We start from the raw sequence: 22,274 nt of genomic DNA, 5'->3' as shown, positions 1-22,274 counted from the left end.
TATTAATTCAGTGTACAGTTTGCGGCATGAGCCTGCAAGAAACCGTTTTGATGCAACTGCGCGACCTGATCCTGAGCGGCGAGTTCGCGCCCGGCCAGCGGCTGGCCGAGCAGCAACTGGCCGAGCGGCTGGGGGCCTCGCGCACGCCGGTGCGCGCCGCGCTGGTCACGCTGGAGCAGGAGGGGCTGGTCGAGGCCAACGACACCGGCAAATACCTGGTGCGCCAGTTCACCGCCCAGGAGGTGACCGACGCGATCGCGGTGCGGGGCCATCTGGAAGGCATGGCGGCGCGCCTGGTGGCCGAACACGGGGTCTCGCGCCAGCTGCAGGGCGGTTTGCAGGCCTGCCTGGACGAGGGCGATCGCCTGCTCCAGGCCCAGCCGCTGACGATGGAGAGCTACGCCGCCTACGCGGCCATGAACGACCGCTTCCACGCGCTGATCCTGGAGGCCTGCGGCAACCGGGCGCTGCAGCGCGCCGTGGCGCTCAACGACAAGCTGCCGTTCGCCCCCGCCTCGGCCATGCTGCCCATGCAGGGCACGGTGGCGCTGGACCGCGACTGGATGCTCTACGCCCACCGCCAGCACCACATGCTGTGTGATGCGCTGCAGCGCGGCGAGGGCGCGCGTGCACAGGCCCTCGCGGTGGAGCACACCGAGGTGGCGCAGATGAACATGCGGCTGGCGCTGGAGCGGCGCGCCGAGTCCGAGCGCTTCATGCCCGGGATGCGGCTGGTCGTGGGCTGAGGACGGGGCCCCCCTGCGCCGGCCCTGCGGGCCGTCACCCCCAGGGGGCGATGCGAGTGGCCCGGCGAAGCCGGTTCCACCGCATCCTGGGGGGAAGACATGTCGCGCCGGAGAGGGAGGTGGTCCCAGGGCACGTTTCATGCCTCGGGGGGGTGCTGCGGAGCTGTGAAAACCGAAGCCCGGGTCTTTCGGGGGTGTATCGTGCCGACATGAGCGCCCAACCGGAACAAGACACCCCCTGCCGTGGCAGCCTCGTGCTGCGCCGCGTGGCCATCGACACCTACCACGAGAACGTGGCCTACCTGCACCGCGATTGCGCGGTCTACCGGGCCGAGGGTTTCCAGGCCCTGTCCAAGGTGGAGGTGCGCGCCAACGGCAAACGCATCCTGGCCACGCTCAACGTGGTGGACGACGCCAGCATCGTCGGGCGCCACCAGCTGGGCGTATCGGAAGACGCCTTCAGGCAGCTCGAAGTGCTCGACGGCCACCCGGCTTCGGTCTCGCAGGCCGAGCCGCCCGAGTCCATTCCCGCGCTGTTTCGCAAGATCAACGGCGAGCGCCTGGGCCGAGACGACTTTCACGCCATCGTGCGCGACATCGCCGAGCTGCGCTACTCCAAGATCGAACTGACCGCCTTCGTGGTCGCCAGCAACCGCAGCGAGCTCGACCGCGAGGAGGTGTACTTCCTCTCCGAAGCCATGGTGGCCGCGGGCCGCCGGCTCGACTGGCACGAGCCGCTGGTGGTGGACAAGCACTGCATCGGCGGCATCCCGGGCAACCGCACCTCCATGCTGGTGGTGCCCATCGTCGCGGCCTACGGCCTGGTGTTCCCCAAGACCTCGTCGCGCGCCATCACCTCGCCCGCGGGCACGGCCGACACCATGGAAGTGCTGGCCAATGTGCAGTTGCCGTTCGACCGCCTCACCGAGATCGTGCGCGCGCACAAAGGCTGCCTGGCCTGGGGCGGCACGGCCCACCTCTCGCCAGCCGACGACGTGCTGATCTCGGTCGAGCGGCCGCTGTCCATCGACTCGCCGGGGCAGATGGTGGCCTCCATCCTGTCAAAGAAGATCGCCGCCGGCGCTACCCACCTGGTGCTCGACATTCCCATCGGCCCCACGGCCAAGGTGCGCTCCATGCCCGAGGCGCAGCGCCTGCGCCGCCTGTTCGAGTATGTGGCGCAGCGCCTGCACCTCTCGCTGGACGTGGTGATCACCGACGGCCGGCAGCCCGTGGGCCGTGGCGTGGGACCGGTGCTGGAGGCGCGCGATGTGATGCAGGTGCTGGAAAACGACCCGCAGGCCCCGAACGACCTGCGGCAGAAGTCGCTGCGGCTGGCGGGCCGCATCATCGAATGCAGCCCCGACGTGCGCGGTGGCGACGGCTTTCGCATCGCGCGGGACATCCTCGACTCGGGCCGCGCGCTGGCGCAGATGCGCGCCATCATCGAGGCCCAGGGCTCGCACGGGTTCGATCACCACCACCCCCCGCTGGGAGTGCTCACGCTGGACGTGGTGGCGCCCGAGTCGGGCCTGGTGGCGGGCATCGACAACCTGCAGATCGCGCTCATCGCACGGCTGGCCGGCGCGCCCAAGGTGCAGGGCGCGGGCGTGGACCTGCTGCGCAAGCTGGGCGAGCCGGTGGTCGCGGGCGAGGTGCTCTACCGCGTGTACGCCAGCTACGCCGCCGACCTCGAATTCGCGCGCCAGGCCAGCGCGCGCGCCAGCGGCTACAGCATCGGCAGCGCGGAGCAGCTGCCCCACGTGTTTGTGGAGTTCTGATGAGCACACCCCTGAACGATCTGGCCGGCTGCCTGTTGTGTTTTGAGAACGAGCGGGTCATCGCGGCCAGCGCCGCCCACGCGGCCGGGCTGAAGCTGGCCGTGATTGCGCGCCACCGCTTTCCCGACGGCGAGCTGCGCCTGCGCCTGCCCGAAGCCCTGCCGGCCCGCGTGGTGCTCTGGCGCGGCCTGCACCAGCCAAACGAAAAACTGGTCGAGCTGTTGCTGGCCGCGCAGACGGCGCGCCAGCTCGGCGCGCAGCACCTCACGCTGGTGGCGCCCTACCTGGCCTACATGCGCCAGGACATCGCCTTCAACCCCGGCGAGGTGGTCAGCCAGCGCGTGATCGGCGGTTTTCTCGCCAGCCTGTTCGACGCGGTCATCACCGTGGACCCGCACCTGCACCGTGTGTCCATGCTGAGCGAGGCCGTGCCGGTGCGCGACGCCATCGTGCTCAGCGGCGCGCCGCTGCTGGCCGACCACATCGCGCGCAACCGGGTGCGGCCGGTGCTGATCGGGCCCGACGAGGAGTCGCTGCAATGGGTGTCCAGCGCCGCGCAGCGCTTTGGCTGGGACCACGCGGTGTGTCGCAAGACCCGCCACGGCGACCACGAGGTGGAGATCGAACTGCCCGCCTTGCCCGTGGCGGGGCGCCAGGTGGTGCTGATGGACGACGTGGCCAGCTCGGGCCACACGGTGGCGCAGGCCACGCGGCTGCTGTGCGCGGCGGGCGCGGCCTCGGTGGACGTGGCCGTGACGCACGCGCTGTTCGCCGCCGACGCGGTGCGGCTCATCCGCGAAGCGGGCGCGGGCCAGATCTGGAGCACCGACTGCATCCCGCACCCGAGCAACACGGTGAGCATCGTGCCGGTGGTGGCCGAGGTGCTGCGCGAGCTCGTTGCGGTCGGCCGCTCCGCGGCTTGAACGCCTCGCGGCGGGGCGTGGGGCACGCCGGGTAGGGCGGTGACGCCGCCACCCCGGCGGCGATGAAGCATGTCAGCCATGTCAGCGCCGTCCCCGGGTGGTTGGCTTGCAGGATGCCCCTCAGGCTCTTACAGTGGGCTCGTTGTCCTTCCTGCAGGAGGTGCGATGCGGTTCGATCGGGTCGTGCATGCTGCGGCGTCTGGCGGGCGAGCCTTCGGCGCTGCGGGGCGCTGTGCACTGCTGGCGCTGCTGCTGGGCCTGGCGGGGTTCGCCGCGCATGCCGCCGCTGTGGCCACCGTGCTCACGGTGCACGACGCCATCGGGCCGGCCAGCGCCGACTACATCGTTCGCGGCCTGCAGCGCGCCCAGCGGCAGGGCGCCCCCCTGGTGGTGCTGGAGCTCGACACCCCGGGCGGGCTGGACAGCTCCATGCGCCAGATCATCCAGGCCGTGCTGGCTTCGCCGGTGCCCGTGGTCACCTATGTGAGCCCGCCGGGCTCGCGCGCGGCCAGCGCCGGCACCTACATCCTCTACGCCAGCCACGTCGCCGCCATGGCGCCGGCCACCACATTGGGCGCGGCCACGCCGGTGGCCATTGGCATGCCCGGCGCGCCGCAGCCCCCCAGGGAGCGGCCCGAGGCCGATCCGGCTCCCAAAGGGGAGCCCGGAAAACCCGGCACCCCCGCCCCCGCGGCGCCGGCGGACGCCATGACCGCCAAGCAGGTCAACGACGCGGCCGCCTTCATCCGCGGCCTGGCCATCCGGCACGGGCGCAACGTGGCGTGGGCCGAGCGCGCGGTGCGCGAAGCGGTGAGCCTGAGCGCGACCGAGGCCCTGCGCGAGAAGGTGGTCGACGTGGTGGCCAGCGACCTCCCGGACCTGCTGCGCCAGATCGACGGGCGCACCGTGCGCATGGCCAGTGGCGAACTGCGCCTGCAGACCCGTGGCCTGGGCACCGTCGCCCAGCCCCCCGACTGGCGCCACCGCCTGCTGGGCGTGATCGCCAACCCCAGCCTGGCGCTGATCCTGCTGATGATCGGGGTCTACGGCCTGATGTTCGAGTTTTCCTCGCCCAGCTTCGGCCTGGCCGGCACGGTGGGCGCGGTCTGCCTGCTGCTCGCGATGTTCGCGCTGCAGTTGCTGCCCGTGAACTACGCGGCCCTGGCCCTGATCCTGCTCGGTTTTGCGCTGCTCGCCGCCGAGCTGCTGTCGCCGTCGTTTGGCGTGCTGGGCGTGGGCGGTGTCGTGGCGTTCATCGCCGGCGGCCTGCTGCTGTTCGACCGCGACGTGCCCGGCATGGGCGTGCCGCTGCCGCTGCTCTTCGGCATCGCCGTCACCGCCGGGGCCGCGGTGCTGCTGGGTGGTGGCATGGCGCTGCGGGCGCGCCGCGCCCCCGTGGTCAGCGGAGGCGAAGACATGATCGGCGCCCTGGGCGAGGTGGTCCAGGTGCAGGACGGTCAGGCCTGGGCCGAGGTCCGTGGCGAGCGCTGGCAGGTGCGCGCTGACACTGCGCTGCGACCCGGGCAGCGCGTGCGCGTGGAGGCCCTGCACGACCTGTTGCTGCAGGTGCGGCCGGAGGCCGCCACACCGCCCCCATCTCCCCACCCATCGGAAGGAGGCACCCACGATGTTTGATTTCAACCTGGGGCTGGGCACGGTTCTCGTGCCCGTCGTGCTGATCCTGCTGGCGTCGTCGTTTCGCATCCTGCGCGAGTACGAGCGCGGCGTGGTGTTCCAGCTGGGCCGGTTCTGGAGGGTCAAGGGCCCGGGCCTGGTGCTCGTGATTCCCGGCCTGCAGCAGATGGTGCGGGTCGATCTGCGCGTGGTGACCATGGACGTGGAGCCGCAGGACGTGATCTCGCGCGACAACGTGTCGGTCAAGGTCAACGCGGTGGTGTTCTTTCGCGTGGTGGCGGCCGACAAGGCCATCATCCAGGTGGAAAACTACCTCATGGCCACCAGCCAGCTCGCGCAGACCACCTTGCGTGTGGTGCTGGGCAAACACGAGCTTGACGAAATGTTGGCCGAGCGCGAGCGGCTGAACCTCGACGTGCAGCAGATCCTGGACGCGCAGACCGGCGCCTGGGGCATCAAGGTGACCAACGTCGAGATCAAGCACATCGACCTGAACGAGTCCATGGTGCGCGCCATTGCGCGCCAGGCCGAGGCCGAGCGCGAACGGCGCGCCAAGGTGATCCACGCCGAAGGCGAAAAGCAGGCGGCCGTTTCCCTGCTGGAAGCGGCGCGGATGCTCGCGCAACAGCCCGAGGCCATGCAGCTGCGCTACCTGCAGACCATGACCCAGGTGGCCGGCGACCGCGCCTCGACCATCGTATTCCCGCTCCCGATGGACCTGCTGGGGCGTATGCTGCAGACACCCCAGCCGACGTCGCCGCCGGCCCAACGCGAGTGAATCCAGGAGACCGTCCATGGCACATGCACCCATTCACAAGCCCGAGGTTCATGCGTCACCGCCCAACCTGACCGACTACGACGCCACGGTCGCCCGGTTCAGCTGGCCCGAGGCACTGGGGCAGCTTGATGGTCTGCCCGGTGGCGGCGGGCTGAACATCGCCCACGAGGCGGTGGACCGCCACGTGCTGCACGGCCGGGGCCACAAGACCGCGATCCGCTGGCTGGGCAAGAACGGCGAGCGGCGCGAGTTCAGTTACGCGGACCTGGCGCGGGCCACCAACCAGTTCGCCAATGCGCTCGAACACCTGGGAGTACAGCCCGGCGAGCGCGTGTTCATCCTGATGGGGCGCCTGCCCGAGTTGTACGTGGCGCTGCTGGGCGCGCTCAAGGCGAGCTGTGTCGTGACGCCGCTGTTTTCGGCGTTCGGGCCCGAGCCCATCGTCACGCGGGCCGAATTGGGCGACGCGCGCGTGCTGGTCACGACGCCGGAGCTGTACCAACGCAAGGTGCAGGATCTGCGCGAGCGCCTGCCCGGCCTGCGGCATGTGATCGTGGTGGGTGCGGTGCCGTCGGACGAGGGTGGGGTGCACCCTTGGGGAGCGCTGGTGTCACCCGCCCCCACCGCCTACACCATCGCCCCGACCGATCCGGAGTCCATGGCCCTGCTGCATTTCACCAGCGGCACCACCGGCCGGCCCAAGGGGGCGGTGCACGTGCACGCCGCCGTGCTGGCGCACATGGTCACCGGCCGCTACGCGCTCGATCTGCACGACGACGATGTGTTCTGGTGCACGGCGGACCCGGGCTGGGTCACGGGCACGAGCTATGGCGTCATCGCGCCGCTGGTCTGCGGCGTGACCAATGTGGTGGTCGAGGCCGAGTTCGATGCGCAGACCTGGTACGGCGTGCTCGAGCGCGAGCGCGTGAGCGTCTGGTACACCGCGCCCACCGCCATCCGCATGATGATGAAGCTCGGCGCCGAGGCCTTGAAGGGTGTCGATCTGTCGGCGTTGCGATTCATGGCCAGTGTGGGTGAGCCGCTGAATCCGGAGGCCGTGGTCTGGGGGCTGGAGGCGTTTGGCCTGCCGTTCCACGACAACTGGTGGCAGACCGAAACGGGCGGCATCATGGTGTCGAACTACGCGGCGATGGACATCCGCCCCGGCTCCATGGGCAAGCCCTTGCCGGGCATCGTCGCCGCGGTCGTGCGCCGGACCGAGGGCGGGCATGTCGAACCGATCGCGACGCCCGACGTGGATGGCGAACTGGCACTGCGAACGCCCTGGCCGTCCATGATGCGCGGCTACCTGCACGAGGACGAGCGCTACCGCAAGTGCTTCGTGGACGGCTGGTACCTCACGGGCGATCTGGTGCGCCGGGACGCCGATGGCTACTACTGGTTCGTCGGCCGTGCCGACGACGTGATCAAGTCGTCCGGCCACCTGATCGGGCCCTTCGAGGTGGAGAGCGCCTTGATGGAACATCCGGCCGTGGCCGAGGCTGGCGTCATCGGCATTCCCGACCCGATGGCGGGCGAGGTGGTGAAGGCCTTCGTGGCCCTCAAGCCGGGCCACGAGGCGAGCGAGGCGCTGCGGCGCGAGCTGCTGGGCCATGCCCGCAAGCGCCTGGGCGCGGCGGTGGCGCCCAAGCAGATCGATTTCCGCGACAACCTGCCCAAGACGCGCAGCGGCAAGATCATGCGCCGCCTGCTCAAGGCGCGCGAGCTCGGTCTGCCCGAGGGCGATCTGTCCACGCTGGAAAGCGACGAAAAGAAATGAGAGCCCCCACGCTCCGCCGCTCCGCGGGTCGCTGCCCCCCCGGGGGGCTGGTCCTGCCTTGGGGCGGCCCGGCGGCAGGCCCGCTGATGACTGAGGCCACGACATGACCGACAAGCTCCATCTGGACCGCGCGCACCTGCACCACCTGTACCGGGAGATGTTGCGCATCCGCCGCTTCGAGGCCAAGTGCGTCGAGCTCTACCAGGCGCAGAAGATCCGGGGTTTCCTGCACCTGTACGACGGCGAGGAGCCGGTGGCCGTGGGCGTGATGGCCGCGCTGGAGGCACGCGACGCGGTGGTGGCCACCTACCGTGAACACGGCCAGGCGCTGGCGCGCGGCGTGCCCATGCGGGCGCTGATGGCCGAAATGCTGGGCAAGCTCGAAGGCTGTTGCCGCGGGCGTGGTGGCTCCATGCACATCTTCGACCGCGAACGGCGGTTCTTCGGCGGCAACGCCATCGTGGGTGGCAGCCTGCCGCTGGCCGTGGGCATCGCCATGGCCGACAAGCAGCTGCGCCCGGGCGCGCTCACCGCCTGCTTCTTCGGCGAAGGGGCGGTGGCCGAGGGAGCGTTTCACGAAAGCATGAACCTGGCCGCCCTCTGGCAACTGCCGGTGCTGTTCGTCTGCGAAAACAACTTGTACGCCATGGGCGTGCCCCTGAAGGACGCGGAGTCGCAGACCGATGTGTTCCGCAAGGCCGAGGCCTACCGCATGGCCAGTGCGCAGGTCGACGCCATGGAGCCGGTGCAGATGGCCGCGGCAGCCCGCCGGGCGGTGGATCACGTCCGTGCCGGCCAGGGGCCCTTCTTCCTGGAATGCCGCACCTACCGTTTTCGCGCGCACTCGATGTTCGATACCCAGGCCTACCGCACGCGCGAGGAGATCGAAAGCTGGAAACGCCGCGACCCGATCGAGCGCCTGCGCCGCTGGATGGAGGACAACCACTTGCTGAGCCCCGACGAGGCGGCCGCGATCGACGCAGGCATCGCCGCCGAGATCGGCGACGCCGTGGCTTTTGCCGAGGCGGGCACGCTGGAGCCGGTGGCCGAACTGGAACGCTTCGTCCTGATGGACAGCGTCGTGCAGGAGCAGGCGGCATGACCCACCGCGCTTGCATCCCTTGGGTGGCGACTCGGCAGGAGGTGCGATGAACACGACCCCCATGAAGATGACCTACCGCGAAGCCTGTCGGCAGGCGATCCGCGAGGCACTGTTGTCGGACCCCCGCTGTTTCGTGATGGGCGAGGACGTGGGCAAGTACGGCGGGTGTTATGCGGTGACCAAGGGCCTGCTGGAGGAATTCGGCCCCGACCGCATTCGCGACACGCCACTGGCGGAGAACGGCTTTGTGGGCGCGGGCATCGGCGCGGCGCTCACCGGTCTGCGGCCCATCGTGGAGATCATGACCTGCAATTTCAGCATGCTCGCGCTGGACCAGATCATGAACAACGCGGCCACCCTGTCGCACATGTCGGGCGGGCAATTTGCCGTGCCCGTGGTCATCCGCATGGCCACGGGCGGCGGCCGGCAGCTGGCGGCCCAGCACTCGCACAGCCTGGAGGGCTGGTATGCGCACATACCGGGGCTCAAGGTGCTGGCGCCCGCCACGGTGGAGGACGCCCGCCACATGCTGGCGGCGGCGCTGGCCGACCCCAACCCGGTGCTGCTGTTCGAGCACGTGGTGCTCTACAACGCCGAAGACGAGATCGATCCGGCCGTCACGGCGGTGGACATCGCGCACGCCAGACGGCGGCGCGCTGGTTCGGACGTGAGCCTGATCACCTACGGCAACAGCTTGCCGAAGTGCCTGGCTGCGGCCGACGCGCTGGCGGGCGAGGGCATCAGCGCCGACGTGATCGACCTGCGTGTGCTGCGTCCGCTGGACATCGCCGCGGTCATCGAATCCGTGGCCCGCACCCACCGCTGCGTGATCGTGGACGAGGGCTGGAAAAGCGGCTCGATCTCGGCGGAGATCTCCGCCCGACTGGCCGAAGACGCGCTGCACGAGCTCGATGCCCCGGTGCGCCGCGTCTGCAGCCGCGAGGTGCCGGTGCCCTATGCGGCACAGATGGAAGAGGCCTCGCTGCCACAGGTGAGCGACATCGTGGCGGCCGCACGCGGCCTGGTGAACCCGGGGTAGCACAGCGTGGCCGATTTCCTCATGCCCTCGCTGGGCGCCGACATGGAAACGGGCAAGGTGGTCCAGTGGCTGGTGAAGCCGGGCGACCGCGTGAAATCGGGCGACGTGGTGGCCGTGGTGGAAACCCACAAGGGCGCGATCGACGTGGAAGTCTTTCTCGACGGCGTGATCGATCAACTGGCGGCGCTGGATCAGGACATGCCGGTGGGCGCGGTGCTGGCGCAGGTGAGGCCACAGGGTGCGCCAGGGGCTCCCGCGCCGGCCGGCAGGCTTGTGACACAGCGGCCTGGACCCACGTCACCCAGGGCCGACGCGGGCGGGCGGGATGCCGCTGTGGCGCCACCGGCGTTCGCGGCGCCACCGCCACCGCCGGTCGGGCCCACGGGGCGCGCGCGGGTCAGCCCGGCGGCGCGGCAGCGTGCGCGGGCGCTGGGCCTGAACCCCGATGCCTTGCCAGGCAGTGGGGTGGGCGGCATGGTCACGCTGGCCGACGTGGCCCGGGCAGCGGCCCAGGCGCCGTTTGCGCCCGATCAGGCGCCCGGCGCGGCGGCTGCACCACACACGCGTGCCAGCGGTTTCGACGCCGTCCAGATGCGCCAGGCCATCGCGGCCGCCATGAGCCGTTCCAAGCGCGAGATTCCGCACTACTACCTCAGCGACAACATCGACTTCATGGCCGCCTCGGACTGGCTGGAAGCCTGGAACCGCGAGCGCCCGCCCGAGCAGCGCCTGCTCGGCGCGGTGCTGCTGCTCAAGGCCACGGCGCGGGCGCTGCGCGAGGTGCCCCAGCTCAACGGTTTCTACGAAAACGGCGCCTTCCGGGCCGCTACGGGCATTCACGTCGGCTGGGCGATTGCCCTGCGCGGCGGGGGGCTGGTGGCCCCCGCCATCCACGACGCCGACCGGGCCTCCCTGACCGAGCTGATGGCGGCCCTGAGCGACCTGGTGCAGCGCGCCCGCAGCGGTCGCCTGCGCAGCTCCGAGCTGACCGACCCCACCATCACCGTCACCAGCCTGGGCGAGCGTGGCGCGCAGAGTGTGCTGGGCGTGATCTACCCGCCGCAGGTCGCCATCGTCGGTTTCGGCCGCGTGGTGCCGTGCCCCTGGGTGGTCGATGGCCAGGTGCAGGTGCGCCCGGTGGTGAACGTCACGCTCGCCGCGGACCACCGCGCCAGCGACGGGCACCTGGGGGGCCGGTTGCTCGCGGCCATTGAGCGGGCCCTGCAATCACCCCAAGACCTTTGAAACCGCATGGGAGCCTCGATGAACGCATCCGACATTCGACGACTTGCCGCCGACGTGCTGGCCGGCATCGCACCCGAAGCCGACCTGTCCCGCGTGGGCGACGGTGAAGACCTGCGCGAGGCGCTGGACCTCGATTCGATGGACTTCCTCAACTTCATCATCGGCCTGAGCCAGGGCAGTGGCGTCGCCATACCCGAGGCCGACTACCCCCGGCTCTTCACCCTGCGGGGGCTGGTGGCCTACCTGGCGAAGTAGGCCCTGCGTGCGTGGGGCTGGCTGCGCGCAAAGCCGGGGGATGCTTCTCGGGCGGAGGGGCTATGCGCGCCAGCGTACCGACTGCACCGCGTCATCTGCCTAAGCTGGGTCGAGACGGATGCGCGGGCCCACACGCCGCGCTTCCGCTCAAACCGTGCGATGGCCTGATCTGCCGAAGCTCAACCCTCCGTGCCAGAAGCTGATCAACTCTGCAGGGCCTCTCTTCATGTGGGGGCGGTCCTTGTAAGCGACCAAGGAACCACCATGCACTCCATCAAACTCATCGCCGTTGCCGCGACCACGCTGGCGTTGACCGCCTGCTTCTCGTTGCCCGCGGGCCCGACCGGCGCCACCGGAGCGACCGGCGCCACCGGTGCAACGGGTTATACCGGTGCCACAGGCGACACGGGGGGCACGGGCGCCACCGGTGCCAAGGGAACCACCGGCTACACCGGCGCCACGGGCGGCGCGGGTGCCACCGGTGCCACAGGCGATACGGGTGCGACCGGTTATACCGGCGCCACGGGCAGCACCGGAGCAACCGGCTATACCGGTGCAACGGGCGCCACCGGCAGCACAGGCAGCACCGGTGCCCGGGGCGCGACCACGCAGGGCGATACGCTGGTCATCGTTCCGGCGCGCTGAGTCACGGGAAGAACACCAACCCGCTCTGAAAACGGGTGGGTTGGCGTGTCGGGACAGGGCACGCCAACCGGTTTATCCTTGGCGGCCATGAAGCTCTACAACTACTTCCGATCCTCGGCCTCGTTCCGTGTGCGCATCGCGCTCGCGCTCAAGGGTCTGGCCTACGAATACGTGCCGGTGCACCTGGCCAAGGGCGAGCACAAGCAGCCCGCGTTCGGCGACATCGCCGTCGAAGGCCTGGTGCCGGTGCTGGAGCTGGACGACGGCACGCGCCTGTCGCAGTCGATGGCGATCATCGAATACCTCGACGAGGTGCATCCCGTGCCCGCGCTGGTGCCGGCGGACCCGCTTGCCCGGGCCCGCGTGCGCGCGCTGGCGCAGGTGATCGCCTGCGAGATCCATCCCGTGAACAACCTGCGGGTGCTCAAGTACCTCAGCCGTGAGCTCAAGGTGGACGAGCAGGCCAAGAACACCTGGTACCGGCACTGGGTGCGCACCGGGCTGGAGGTCTTCGAGCGACAGCTGGCGCAGGGTCCTGCGTCTCCATTTTGTTTCGGTGACACGCCCACGCTGGCCGACTGCTGCCTGGTGCCGCAGATATTCAACGCCCGGCGCTTCGACACACCGCTCGATGGCCTGCCCCGCACCATGGCGGCGTTCGACGCCTGCATGGCTTTGCCCGCGTTCCAGCAGGCGCAGCCCTCGGCCTGCCCGGACAACGAAGCTTGATGCCCCTGCGCGCAGAAGACGGGATCGTCCCCGACTGGCCCGCGCCGCCGGGGGTGCGGGCTTTGTTCACCACCCGCTCGGGTGGCGTGTCCGCACCACCGTTTGACAGCTTCAACCTCGGCGACCATGTGCGCGACGCGCCCGAATGCGTGGCGACCAACCGCGCGCGGCTGGGCGGGCGCATCGCGGCACGGCCCGTGTTTCTCCAGCAGGTGCACGGGACCACCGTGGTGGTGCTCGACGCGCAGACGCCCGACGGCACGGTGGCCGACGCCAGCCTGAGCACCCGCAGCGGCGTGGCCTGCACCATCATGGTCGCGGACTGTCTGCCGGTGCTGTTCACGAACAGCGCGGGCACGGTGGTGGCGGCGGCACATGCGGGCTGGCGCGGCCTGGCCGGTGTGGATGCGCAATCCGCGGGGCAGGGCGTGCTGGAGACCACGGTTGCCGCCTTTGTGCGAGCGGTTCAGCAGATGGATCCGTTGGCCGCTTGGGACCGTGTCGCTGCCGACATGCTCGTCTGGCTGGGGCCGTGCATCGGGCCCCAGGCGTTCGAGGTGGGGCCGGAGGTGCGTGCCGCGTTCGTGCAGAGCGATCCGGCGGCCGAGTGCGCTTTCGTGGCGCAGCCAGCAGGGGGCGGGAAGTTCCTGGCGGACCTGTCGGCACTGGCCCGGCTGCGGCTGCGGGCCATGGGCATCACCCGCATCCACGGCAACGACGGCACCGAGGCCTGGTGCACCGCGACACAGTCCTTACGTTTCTTTTCGCATCGTCGGGACGCTGCCCGTCTGGGCAGCACCGGGCGCATGGCCGCCTGCATCTGGAGACGATGAGGGCCCCCACGCTCCACCGCTGCGCGGGTCGCTGCCCCCCGGGGGGGCTGATTCGCCTTGGGGCGGCCCGGCGGCGAATCGGTCCGCTTGCTCGGCAGAGCCGGTCTGCTGGCGGGGATCGTTTTCGGATGCTTCACGCGCCTTCAGTTCCTTGCGGCGTTGCGGGGTGCGCATCAGGTAAACCACCAATGCCACCGGCAGCAAACCGTAAAGAAAGAAGGTCACAATGGCTCCGAGGACGGTGCCCGTCGTGTTGGATGCTTCGGCCACCGCCATCATGAGCACCACGTAAATCCAACCAATGACCACCAGATACACAACACGCCTTGCAGCCCGGGAGGGTTTGTCAAGCTGCACAAAGCAGTCCGACAAAACCTAGGGAAAACCCGGAAATCTCCCCCAGAGAATTCGATAATAAACCGCTGCCAAAAACCATTGGACCATTGGAGACCTGCATGACATCTGGGAATAACGCCCAACCACCCTGGCTGGAGGCTGCGCAGCAGTTTCAGCAAAACCTCATCTCCCAATGGACGCAGGTGGCTCAGGCTTTTCCTGGCGCGGCCACACAGCAGGCACCTGAGGCCGCCGCCGACCCGTTTGCCGCATTCAAGGCCTTCATGCCGCAAAGCGGCGCGGCCAACCCCTTCGGCATGGCCATGCCGGGTATGGGCGGCGGGCTGCCGGGCGTGAGCGACCTGTTCAACCAGGCCGCCGGTCAGAAGGTCTGCTTCGAGCCGGCCAAGCTGATGGAGATCCAGGCCAGCTACCTCAAGGACGTGGCCGGTCTGTGGAACCAGGGCCTGGATGCCAAGCCGGTGGGCGACCGCCGTTTTGCTTCCGAGGCCTGGAGCAGCAACCCCGTGGCCGCCTTCTCGGCCGCCGCCTATCTGCTCAACGCCCGCACCCTGATGGCCCTGGCCGACGCGGTGCAGGGCGACGCCAAGACCCGCACGCGCGTGCGTTTCGCGGTGCAGCAGTGGATCGCCGCCAGCGCGCCGAGCAACTTTCTGGCCTTCAACGCCGAAGCGCAGAAGAAAGCGCTCGACACCCAGGGCGAGAGCATCGCCAAAGGCATGGCCAACCTGCTGCACGATATGAAGCAGGGCCATGTGTCCATGACGGACGAAAGCGTGTTCGAGGTGGGCAAGAACGTGGCCACCACCGAAGGCGCGGTGGTGTTCGAGAACGAGCTGTTCCAGCTGATCGAATACAAATCCCTCACGGCCAAGGTGTACGAGCGGCCGTTCCTGCTGGTGCCGCCCTGCATCAACAAGTTCTACATCCTCGACCTGCAGCCCGAGAACTCGCTGATCCGCTACTGCCTGGAGCAGGGCCACCGCACCTTCGTGGTGAGCTGGCGCAATCCGGACGAGTCGCTTTCGCACAAGACCTGGGACGACTACATCGAGGACGCGGTGATCAAGGCCATCGGCGTCACGCAGGACATCACCGGTGCCGAGACCATCAACGCGCTGGGTTTCTGCGTCGGCGGCACCATGCTGGGCACAGCACTGGCCGTGCTGGCCGCGCGCGGTGAAGAGCCGGTGAACTGCGCCACCTTTCTCACCACGCTGATCGACTTCACCGACACCGGCATCCTCGACGTGTTCATCGACGAGCCCTTCGTGAAGATGCGCGAGATGCAGTTTGCCCAGGGCGGCCTCATGCCCGGGCGCGACCTGGCCACCACCTTCAGCTTCCTGCGGCCGAACGATCTGGTGTGGAACTACGTGGTGGGCAACTACCTCAAGGGCGAAACGCCGCCGCCGTTCGACCTGCTGTACTGGAACTCCGACAGCACGAACCTGCCCGGCCCGTACTACGCCTGGTACCTGCGCCAGATGTACCTGGAAAACAACCTGGTCAAACCCGGCAAGGCCACGGTCTGTGGCGAGAAGATCGACCTGGGCCAGGTCAAGCTGCCGGTCTACATCTATGGCTCGCGCGAAGATCACATCGTGCCCATCGGCGGCGCCTATGCCAGCACGCAGGTGTTCCCCGGCAAGAAGCGCTTCGTGATGGGGGCCTCGGGCCACATCGCCGGCGTGATCAACCCGGCGAGCAAGAACAAGCGCAGCCACTGGACCGGCCCGGCGGGCAAGTTCCCGGCCGACGTCAACGACTGGATCGCCAGCGCCACCGAGCACACCGGCAGCTGGTGGGGCGACTGGGCCGCCTGGCTCAAGCCACAGGCTGGCAAGCAAATTGCTGCTCCAAAAACCTATGGCAGGGGCAAGACCTATGCCGCCATCGAACCGGCGCCGGGCCGTTACGTCAAGGCAAAAGCATGAGCGTGAACCACCCGTGCCGCGCTGCGCGCGCCCCCCTCAAGGGGGCAACCCGATGCGGCCCGGCAGAGCCGGTTCCGCTGGGTTCTCGGTGGGAACTCTTCGCGCCAGACAGGATTTGATTTTTTTAGCTCACTTAGGAGACACACATGGAAGACATCGTCATCGTTTCAGCTGCCCGCACCGGTGTGGGCAAGTTCGGCGGTTCGCTCGCCAAGACACCCGCCACCGAGCTGGGCAGCATCGTCATCAAGGAATTGCTCGCACGCACCGGCCTGCCGGTGGACGCGGTGGGTGAAGTGATCATGGGGCAGGTGCTGGCCGCTGGTTGTGGCCAGAACCCGGCCCGCCAGGCCATGATGAAGGCCGGCGTGGCCAAGGAAACGCCGGCACTGACCATCAACGCCGTGTGCGGCTCGGGCCTCAAGGCCGTGATGCTGGCCGCGCAGGCCGTGGCCTGGGGCGACAGCGAGATCGTGATCGCCGGTGGCCAGGAAAACATGAGCGCCAGCCCGCACGTGCTCAATGGCAGCCGCGATGGCCAGCGCATGGGCGACTGGAAAATGACCGACACCATGATCGTGGACGGCCTGTGGGACGTCTACAACCAGTACCACATGGGCATCACCGCCGAGAACGTGGCCAAGGCCCAAGGCATCACCCGCGAGATGCAGGACGCCCTGGCCGCCGGCAGCCAGCAGAAAGCCGCCGCCGCACAGGCCGCCGGCAAGTTCAAGGACGAAATCGTCGGCGTGAGCATTCCGCAGCGCAAGGGCGACCCGGTCGTGTTCAACAGCGACGAATTCATCAACGCCAAGACCACGGCCGAAGTGCTGGCCGGTCTGCGCCCCGCCTTTGACAAGGCCGGCACCGTCACCGCCGGCAACGCCTCGGGCATCAACGACGGTGCCGCCGCCGTGATGGTGATGACGGCGAAGAAGGCCGCCGCCTTGGGCCTCACGCCGCTGGCGCGCATCGCCGCCTTCGGCACCAGCGGTCTGGACCCGGCCCTCATGGGCATGGGCCCGGTGCCAGCCTCGCAGAAGGCCCTGGCCCGCGCGGGCTGGAAAGCGTCCGACGTGGATGTGTTCGAACTCAACGAAGCCTTTGCCGCCCAGGCCTGCGCCGTCAACATGGCGCTGGACATCGATCCGGCCAAGGTCAACGTCAACGGCGGCGCGATCGCCATCGGCCACCCCATTGGTGCGTCGGGTTGCCGCATCCTGGTGACGCTGCTGCACGAAATGCAGCGCAGCGGCGCCAAGAAGGGCCTGGCCGCGCTGTGCATTGGCGGCGGCATGGGCGTCTCCCTGGCGGTGGAGAGATGACTCACCTCCGCGCCGCCTGCGGCGTCACCCCCTCAAGGGGGCGGTGCGAGTGGCCCGGCGAAGCCGGTTCCACCGCACCCTGGATGAAGTCACCGCTTTACCCCAACAAGTTTTTTAATGCCATTCGGCAACACCTAGAGGAGCAGACAAAATGAGTCAAAAAGTAGCGTACGTCACCGGCGGCATGGGCGGCATTGGTACCGCCATCTGCCAACGCTTGCACAAGGAGGGCTTCAAGGTCATCGCTGGTTGCGGCCCCACGCGCGACTTCACCAAATGGCTGGACGAACAGAAAGCCCTGGGCTACACCTTCTACGCCTCGGTGGGCAACGTGGGTGACTGGGACTCCACGGTGGAGGCCTTCACCAAGACCAAGGCCGAGCACGGCAGCATCGACGTGCTGGTCAACAACGCCGGCATCACCAAAGACCGCATGTTCCTGAAGATGTCGCGCGAAGACTGGTCGGCTGTGATCGAAACCAACCTGAACTCCATGTTCAACGTGACCAAGCAGGTCGTGCCCGACATGGTGGAAAAGGGCTGGGGCCGCATCATCAACATCTCGTCGGTCAACGGTGAAAAAGGCCAGGCCGGCCAGACCAACTACTCGGCCGCCAAGGCCGGCATGCACGGTTTTTCGATGGCGCTTGCGCAGGAACTGGCCACCAAGGGCGTGACGGTCAATACCGTGAGCCCGGGTTACATCGGTACCGACATGGTCAACGCCATCCGTCCGGACGTGCTGGAAAAGATCGTGGCCACGGTGCCGGTCAAGCGCCTGGGCAAGCCCAGCGAGATCGCCTCTATCATCGCCTGGCTGGCCAGCGACGAGGGCGGCTACGCCACGGGGGCGGACTTCTCGGTCAACGGTGGTTTGCACATGGGCTGACCCGGTCCACCCCTGCGACGCGCTCGCACTGGTGAGCGCGTCACCCCCTCAAGGGGGCAACACCTGCGGCCCGGCGAAGCCGGTTCCGCGGTGTTCTGGGTTCAAGGCATCTCGCGCATCGACCTCGCTTCGGCGGGGTTTTTTATGGGCGCTGGGATAATTGGCGCATGTCTGTTTCTTCCCACGCACCCTCGCCTTGGCGTTTGTCCGTCGCCCCCATGATGGGTCGTTGCGAAAAGTCAACGTTTATGCGGGTTCCGGGATAGTCGTGTGCTTTGGGTGTGCATCTGTTTTTGATCGACTGCTATCGTTTATGTAGCATCCAATCGGCGTAGTAGCTCACAAGCCATCAACCCACGCCCGGACGTGAAAAAGCCCGCACACGGTGAGCATGCGGGCTTTCCTGGCGGTTAGCGATAAAGCGAGAGAGTGGGTGCGGTTCGTGTCGGTCGGCTGCTGGTGATTTTCGCTTTGAGCGGCTTTTTTTTCTCGCGCGCTCTCTTAGCTCCGGAGGGGTAGTTCACCCACCAACATCCTGGGGGAAGGGGGTTCGGGGCTTGGGGGTCCTTATGCCCCGTCAGCAGGGCTTATCGGGAACCGAGAAGACCAATACAGATAGTGTCCACGAACTTTTTCACGGTCCCATTAGTATCAAAACCGTACCGTGGTGGAACCCGCATAAAACCTAGCGATGCAGCAAACCCATACGACTTGACGCCCGCCGATGCTAGTTTCTGGCTTGGTACGGTTTTGATACCGTGGTGGGAGCCGCATAAACACTAGGTTTTTAAAAGTAGTTATAGCTTTGAACCGTGATGCTCACCCGGGCCGACTGCAGCAGCATCTGCATTTGCTGGTTCGGTCACCATTTGTTGATTCGCCCGGGATGCATGTTTCCCTGCCTGCAACAGGTGGCCGGCCGCAGCTATCCGGTCCTGCATCGGCTGCCCGGGATCGTTCATCACCGTGAGCAGGAACGCAGCCGCCATGTCCCTGTGCTTGGGAAGCGCTGGTCTTCCAGCCCCTGGCCGTGCACCACCGCTGCCCGGTCGGGCCCCACCGCTTCGTCCTTTGACGCCTGCCATTTTGATTCCTTCGGTTTGAATGTTTTTCAAAAAGGGATTTTTTCTGCGCGTGCGAGAAGGCGCGGTTTCTTGGAAACCTTCGTCCCTGCCTGAAAGAGGGCCCGCCCCTGGGTATGTGGCCTTAGCCGGTCCTGCGGGTGGTGCCCTTGGTTTCCCATGGTGCTGAGCCCGGCCGCCTTTGTGATGCTGTGGCTGCGCTCTGTGGCGTGTACCGGCTTTGGGGTGTGAGCCGCAGCTTGGTGCTCAGGCTGGCGATGGCCGCCGATTCCCTTTGACGCAGCTTGGCCAACTGGTCGTACCACTTCAACTTATCAATGTCGGCCAGATCGGTGACGGCGCGAAACTCCCGTTCGAGCACCTCGAAGCCCTCGACGTGTGCAACCAGGGCGACCAACAGGGGCAGGCTTTCATCTGTAAACCAGCCGACCGGCTTGCATGCGGTGTACTGCAACCACAGGGCCTTTTGTCGGTCGCTAAGCTCACGGGGTGGCGGTGGGCGCGCCCCGAGTGAGGGGGTGGCCACGCTCAGGCTGGCGGCGGATTGTCGTGGCATGGTGGGCCTTTTGTTACGGGTTAGCGATGGAAGACTTGGACGGCGGTGTCCTGGGTGCGTGTCCGTGGCCCGTGATCGGCCCCCCGGGGGTTTATCTGGCGGGGTGATGGTCGTGTGGCTTCGATGCACCCGCGCGTCTCCTGCGTCGATCTACACGTTGCAGCTACGGCAGACACACTGGAAGTTCTCGTAGGCGTGCAGCCCACCCTCGTGCAGTGGAACCTTGTGCCCGATCTCTGGTGCGTTCGGTTCGTTGGTCCAGTTGGCAGACTTTGGTGTAGCCACTCCGCACACCTGGCAAGTCCATCGGTCGCGCTCACAAACGGCGCTCTTATAGAAGCTCGGCGGGTCTGGGTTGTCCAAGTCGATCATGATGCGGCCTCGGTTGTCTGGTGCCCGCTTGGTTGCCTCGGGCTTGGGGGTGTGGTGGCCTGCTCGGCTATCCGTGCCCGGATGAATGCGCGTGCCTCCCGGCAAGTGCCATCGAACACGATTTTGTGACTGCGCGTGTCTTCCAGCTGCACGGATTCGGGATGGCCGGCATTGTGGCAATACAACGAATTACCAATGCATAGTTGGATCACCTTGGCGACCTCGGGATTCCATCTTCCTTTAGGCGCGCTCATTGCTGGACCCCATCACGCCCCTTGAGGAATCGACATGCTGCTGTTGGCGTGCCCTCAAATAGCGTTGTCTTTGTCCGGGTATCCTGCAGTTCGACCCAATCCGGTGCCTTCTCGTGGACGTAAATCCGCTGCACCCTGGCCAGATCAATGACGCGGCCAATATCGTTCTCGCGCGCACTGCGGCGCCCTGCGTAGCCGGCCATGTCAGTGCACCTGACCATTTTTAAACGCATTGATCATTGCGCAGTCGTCATCGGTCATCTTCTCCAACGCTCCAGATGCCATGAATTGCCGCATGCCAGAATCTGCCTCACGCTGCGTGAGCTTGCCGGCTGCAACTTCCTCTTTGAGCCAATCGCTCACATGGCCGATCAGGTTGCTGCGGATGTACTCGCGGTCAACTTCAAAACCCATTGCGTTCTCCTGTGTGGTTAAAACAAACGAACCCAGCCGCTGCCCTGCCTTGGCGGGTCGGCCTTGTTGGCGGCGATATCCCGTCCGGCGATGAATACCAAGCCTTTGAATAAAACAATCGTGCTTTCGGAATAGTGATTTTCCAAATCGAAATTGCCGCCGAATTTAACGTAATGTTTCTCGGTGTGGCCGGTGGCTTCTTTCAATTCCGCAACCTGTTTTTTCAACGCCCGGATTCCGTCGCGGTGATTGGTTAATGCTTTCTGAGCTTCAATCTCAATCATCAACTTCATCGCCAGCACAAAGCCATTGGTGGCTCGGTCGGTCCATTTGACGCCGCTTTTCTCGAACTTATGCCGGAGTGCAGCAAGCTCTAGATTGAATTCCTTCTCGCGCGATTGGTCATCTGCATCGTCGGCCTCTGGCTCACGGGCGAGAATGTTTTTCAACATCATCGCTCGGTGCCTGTCGGTGCCCGGGTCGTCAATTTCAGCCTGCAGCGCCGCTCGGGTTTGTTTGTCAATGCCCGCCATGGCTTATGCCCCCTCGACAAAGATCACGGAATTGGCGGGCGCGACGATGTTCCAACTGCGTTCGGCGAGAATCGCGGTGCAATTGGTTTGAAAAAGGCTGGTCTGCTCGTAAGGCGCCGATGGGCTGGCGCGCAGGTCGACCGATGCCTCGTTGCTTGATTTGACGGTGAGGCCGTTGTCCCAGATTGCGAATTGCGAAGCCGGGAAAACACGTTGGCCGGTCAATCCATCAACGGTCACGACGTGAACGCCTGGCGCGAATTCGCCACCGCGTGGACCCATTCCGCGATTAGCTTCATGGGTTGTCAAGAAAGTTGCATCCGCCTGGCCCATGGCGACGATGTAGCCCTCACTGCCTCCAGCAGCAGCGAGGCCGGCGCGCAAGCTGGCCAGGGCATCAGAACCGGCTGCGATAGTTGAAGAACCCGAATCGCTGAATGCATCCAACACACCTTGATTTACCGCGCGCAAAACAGCCTGGCGCAATTCGCGCTCAAACAGTGCCTCTCCCTCTGGTCCCGTGAATCGAGCCAATTCATCGCTCAATACGACCATTGCCGTGGATTTGATCGGCGTCACGTCGCCGAGACTCAGGCCGAGGTTGATGATCGGTTTCGGGCCGCCCTCGGCGACGCTATTGCCGGTCGAGTCGGATGCAATCAGCACCTGGCGCAAAGCGGCTGGAATGGTCCGCCCGTATTTCATCAGCATGTCCAGCAGGCTGTATTGCGCGATGGATTGAATATATGAAGCCGCCAGCAGTTGCGCCAGTTCGCCAGCAAACACGCCATCGGCGTCGATGGTTTCGGCCACGGACTTTTTCACCAGCTCGTTGTTACTGTTGCGCATCACATTGAGCGCGGTTTCCTTTTGCCTGTGCGTGATCATCGTCCGCGCGATTTCGACAAAAGCCTGGGCCTTCTTTGCCGTGGGGCCGGCGCGGTTGTCTTGGCCGGTCAACAGACCCAATGCGCTCTGTGCCCGGGCTGCGTATGCAAATTCGAGATCATCCATGATGTTTCCTTCGGGTGGGTGGTTGGAATTTTTAAGATACTCGCATTGAT

General features: G+C 66.7%; 23 protein-coding genes. 16 read left to right on the top strand and 7 right to left on the bottom strand.

Translation table 11 applies throughout. The features are described from left to right. The first annotated feature begins 26 nt into the window (after positions 1-26). The 16 genes from KIH07_RS18755 (at position 27) to phbB (ending at position 17,999) form a co-directional block, all read left to right on the top strand. Positions 27-746, top strand: a complete 720-nt coding sequence (locus KIH07_RS18755; RefSeq protein WP_226493413.1) for a GntR family transcriptional regulator — start codon at positions 27-29, stop codon at positions 744-746. Positions 747-955: 209 nt separating this feature from the next. Continuing rightward, complete coding sequence (locus KIH07_RS18750; protein WP_226493412.1) at positions 956-2,527, top strand: thymidine phosphorylase family protein; 1,572 nt, start codon at positions 956-958, stop codon at positions 2,525-2,527. Beyond that, positions 2,527-3,450 carry a ribose-phosphate diphosphokinase gene (locus KIH07_RS18745; protein WP_226493411.1) on the top strand — a complete coding sequence of 308 codons (924 nt, stop codon included), beginning with the start codon at positions 2,527-2,529 and terminating at the stop codon, positions 3,448-3,450. The genes KIH07_RS18750 and KIH07_RS18745 overlap by 1 nt, the downstream gene beginning before the upstream one ends. Positions 3,451-3,615: 165 nt before the next feature. Then, the gene (locus KIH07_RS18740) at positions 3,616-5,085 is read left to right on the top strand and encodes an NfeD family protein (protein WP_226493410.1); all 1,470 of its coding nucleotides are present in this window, start codon (positions 3,616-3,618) and stop codon (positions 5,083-5,085) included. Then, positions 5,078-5,863 carry a slipin family protein gene (locus KIH07_RS18735; RefSeq protein ID WP_226493409.1) on the top strand — a complete coding sequence of 262 codons (786 nt, stop codon included), beginning with the start codon at positions 5,078-5,080 and terminating at the stop codon, positions 5,861-5,863. The genes KIH07_RS18740 and KIH07_RS18735 overlap by 8 nt, the downstream gene beginning before the upstream one ends. 16 nt (positions 5,864-5,879) lie before the next feature. After that, entirely contained in the window at positions 5,880-7,643 is a 1,764-nt protein-coding gene (gene acsA / locus KIH07_RS18730) for an acetate--CoA ligase (RefSeq protein ID WP_226493408.1), read from the top strand. Between the two features lie 103 nt (positions 7,644-7,746). Then, complete coding sequence (gene pdhA, locus KIH07_RS18725) at positions 7,747-8,745, top strand: pyruvate dehydrogenase (acetyl-transferring) E1 component subunit alpha (protein ID WP_226493407.1); 999 nt, start codon at positions 7,747-7,749, stop codon at positions 8,743-8,745. A 46-nt stretch (positions 8,746-8,791) separates the two neighbouring features. Beyond that, complete coding sequence (locus KIH07_RS18720; protein ID WP_226493406.1) at positions 8,792-9,784, top strand: alpha-ketoacid dehydrogenase subunit beta; 993 nt, start codon at positions 8,792-8,794, stop codon at positions 9,782-9,784. A 6-nt stretch (positions 9,785-9,790) separates the two neighbouring features. Next, positions 9,791-11,029, top strand: a complete 1,239-nt coding sequence (locus KIH07_RS18715) for a dihydrolipoamide acetyltransferase family protein (RefSeq protein WP_226493405.1) — start codon at positions 9,791-9,793, stop codon at positions 11,027-11,029. A gap of 18 nt (positions 11,030-11,047) precedes the next feature. Continuing rightward, positions 11,048-11,284, top strand: a complete 237-nt coding sequence (locus KIH07_RS18710; RefSeq protein ID WP_226493404.1) for an acyl carrier protein — start codon at positions 11,048-11,050, stop codon at positions 11,282-11,284. A gap of 264 nt (positions 11,285-11,548) precedes the next feature. Next, complete coding sequence (locus KIH07_RS18705; protein ID WP_226493403.1) at positions 11,549-11,929, top strand: hypothetical protein; 381 nt, start codon at positions 11,549-11,551, stop codon at positions 11,927-11,929. Positions 11,930-12,016: 87 nt separating this feature from the next. Then, positions 12,017-12,658 carry a maleylacetoacetate isomerase gene (gene maiA / locus KIH07_RS18700; protein WP_226493402.1) on the top strand — a complete coding sequence of 214 codons (642 nt, stop codon included), beginning with the start codon at positions 12,017-12,019 and terminating at the stop codon, positions 12,656-12,658. Then, positions 12,658-13,491, top strand: coding sequence for a peptidoglycan editing factor PgeF (gene pgeF, locus KIH07_RS18695; RefSeq protein WP_226493401.1), 834 nt, complete (start codon positions 12,658-12,660; stop codon positions 13,489-13,491). The genes maiA and pgeF overlap by 1 nt, the downstream gene beginning before the upstream one ends. Before the next feature lie 455 nt (positions 13,492-13,946). Next, positions 13,947-15,785, top strand: a complete 1,839-nt coding sequence (gene phaC / locus KIH07_RS18685) for a class I poly(R)-hydroxyalkanoic acid synthase (RefSeq protein WP_226493400.1) — start codon at positions 13,947-13,949, stop codon at positions 15,783-15,785. Positions 15,786-15,931: 146 nt separating this feature from the next. Next, positions 15,932-17,110 carry an acetyl-CoA C-acetyltransferase gene (locus KIH07_RS18680; RefSeq protein ID WP_226493399.1) on the top strand — a complete coding sequence of 393 codons (1,179 nt, stop codon included), beginning with the start codon at positions 15,932-15,934 and terminating at the stop codon, positions 17,108-17,110. Positions 17,111-17,261: 151 nt separating this feature from the next. Then, positions 17,262-17,999 carry an acetoacetyl-CoA reductase gene (gene phbB, locus KIH07_RS18675; RefSeq protein WP_226493398.1) on the top strand — a complete coding sequence of 246 codons (738 nt, stop codon included), beginning with the start codon at positions 17,262-17,264 and terminating at the stop codon, positions 17,997-17,999. 797 nt (positions 18,000-18,796) lie between these two features. Here the strand turns inward: phbB and KIH07_RS18670 are convergent. The 7 genes from KIH07_RS18670 to KIH07_RS18640 all read right to left on the bottom strand — a co-directional run bounded on the left by KIH07_RS18670 (position 18,797) and on the right by KIH07_RS18640 (position 22,224). Further along, entirely contained in the window at positions 18,797-18,988 is a 192-nt protein-coding gene (locus tag KIH07_RS18670; RefSeq protein WP_226493397.1) for a hypothetical protein, read from the bottom strand. A 217-nt stretch (positions 18,989-19,205) separates the two neighbouring features. Beyond that, entirely contained in the window at positions 19,206-19,637 is a 432-nt protein-coding gene (locus tag KIH07_RS18665; protein ID WP_226493396.1) for a hypothetical protein, read from the bottom strand. 150 nt (positions 19,638-19,787) lie between these two features. Continuing rightward, a complete protein-coding gene (locus tag KIH07_RS25560) occupies positions 19,788-20,009 on the bottom strand; it encodes an HNH endonuclease signature motif containing protein (protein WP_226493395.1) in 222 nt (73 codons plus the stop codon). Between the two features lie 250 nt (positions 20,010-20,259). Continuing rightward, on the bottom strand, positions 20,260-20,466 hold the full coding sequence (locus tag KIH07_RS18655; protein ID WP_226493394.1) for a hypothetical protein: 207 nt from the start codon (positions 20,464-20,466) through the stop codon (positions 20,260-20,262). A gap of 1 nt (position 20,467) precedes the next feature. Next, a complete protein-coding gene (locus tag KIH07_RS18650; RefSeq protein ID WP_226493393.1) occupies positions 20,468-20,677 on the bottom strand; it encodes a hypothetical protein in 210 nt (69 codons plus the stop codon). A gap of 17 nt (positions 20,678-20,694) precedes the next feature. Further along, on the bottom strand, positions 20,695-21,210 hold the full coding sequence (locus KIH07_RS18645) for a hypothetical protein (RefSeq protein WP_226493392.1): 516 nt from the start codon (positions 21,208-21,210) through the stop codon (positions 20,695-20,697). Positions 21,211-21,213: 3 nt separating this feature from the next. Then, positions 21,214-22,224, bottom strand: a complete 1,011-nt coding sequence (locus tag KIH07_RS18640; RefSeq protein WP_226493391.1) for a hypothetical protein — start codon at positions 22,222-22,224, stop codon at positions 21,214-21,216. Between the last annotated feature and the right edge of the window lie 50 nt (positions 22,225-22,274).

The organism is Hydrogenophaga taeniospiralis, from assembly GCF_020510445.1.
Lineage (GTDB): Bacteria > Pseudomonadota > Gammaproteobacteria > Burkholderiales > Burkholderiaceae_C > Hydrogenophaga.
This window is presented reverse-complemented; position numbering and strand designations above follow the sequence as displayed.

Coding starts and splice junctions, on each gene's coding strand:
- KIH07_RS18755 (WP_226493413.1), top strand. CDS start 27: ATGAGCCTGCAAGAAACCGTTTTGATGCAACTGCGCGACCTGATCCTG.
- KIH07_RS18750 (WP_226493412.1), top strand. CDS start 956: ATGAGCGCCCAACCGGAACAAGACACCCCCTGCCGTGGCAGCCTCGTG.
- KIH07_RS18745 (WP_226493411.1), top strand. CDS start 2,527: ATGAGCACACCCCTGAACGATCTGGCCGGCTGCCTGTTGTGTTTTGAG.
- KIH07_RS18740 (WP_226493410.1), top strand. CDS start 3,616: ATGCGGTTCGATCGGGTCGTGCATGCTGCGGCGTCTGGCGGGCGAGCC.
- KIH07_RS18735 (WP_226493409.1), top strand. CDS start 5,078: ATGTTTGATTTCAACCTGGGGCTGGGCACGGTTCTCGTGCCCGTCGTG.
- acsA (WP_226493408.1), top strand. CDS start 5,880: ATGGCACATGCACCCATTCACAAGCCCGAGGTTCATGCGTCACCGCCC.
- pdhA (WP_226493407.1), top strand. CDS start 7,747: ATGACCGACAAGCTCCATCTGGACCGCGCGCACCTGCACCACCTGTAC.
- KIH07_RS18720 (WP_226493406.1), top strand. CDS start 8,792: ATGAACACGACCCCCATGAAGATGACCTACCGCGAAGCCTGTCGGCAG.
- KIH07_RS18710 (WP_226493404.1), top strand. CDS start 11,048: ATGAACGCATCCGACATTCGACGACTTGCCGCCGACGTGCTGGCCGGC.
- KIH07_RS18705 (WP_226493403.1), top strand. CDS start 11,549: ATGCACTCCATCAAACTCATCGCCGTTGCCGCGACCACGCTGGCGTTG.
- maiA (WP_226493402.1), top strand. CDS start 12,017: ATGAAGCTCTACAACTACTTCCGATCCTCGGCCTCGTTCCGTGTGCGC.
- pgeF (WP_226493401.1), top strand. CDS start 12,658: ATGCCCCTGCGCGCAGAAGACGGGATCGTCCCCGACTGGCCCGCGCCG.
- phaC (WP_226493400.1), top strand. CDS start 13,947: ATGACATCTGGGAATAACGCCCAACCACCCTGGCTGGAGGCTGCGCAG.
- KIH07_RS18680 (WP_226493399.1), top strand. CDS start 15,932: ATGGAAGACATCGTCATCGTTTCAGCTGCCCGCACCGGTGTGGGCAAG.
- phbB (WP_226493398.1), top strand. CDS start 17,262: ATGAGTCAAAAAGTAGCGTACGTCACCGGCGGCATGGGCGGCATTGGT.
- KIH07_RS18670 (WP_226493397.1), bottom strand. CDS start 18,988: ATGGCGGCTGCGTTCCTGCTCACGGTGATGAACGATCCCGGGCAGCCG.
- KIH07_RS18665 (WP_226493396.1), bottom strand. CDS start 19,637: ATGCCACGACAATCCGCCGCCAGCCTGAGCGTGGCCACCCCCTCACTC.
- KIH07_RS25560 (WP_226493395.1), bottom strand. CDS start 20,009: ATGATCGACTTGGACAACCCAGACCCGCCGAGCTTCTATAAGAGCGCC.
- KIH07_RS18655 (WP_226493394.1), bottom strand. CDS start 20,466: ATGGCCGGCTACGCAGGGCGCCGCAGTGCGCGCGAGAACGATATTGGC.
- KIH07_RS18650 (WP_226493393.1), bottom strand. CDS start 20,677: ATGGGTTTTGAAGTTGACCGCGAGTACATCCGCAGCAACCTGATCGGC.
- KIH07_RS18645 (WP_226493392.1), bottom strand. CDS start 21,210: ATGGCGGGCATTGACAAACAAACCCGAGCGGCGCTGCAGGCTGAAATT.
- KIH07_RS18640 (WP_226493391.1), bottom strand. CDS start 22,224: ATGGATGATCTCGAATTTGCATACGCAGCCCGGGCACAGAGCGCATTG.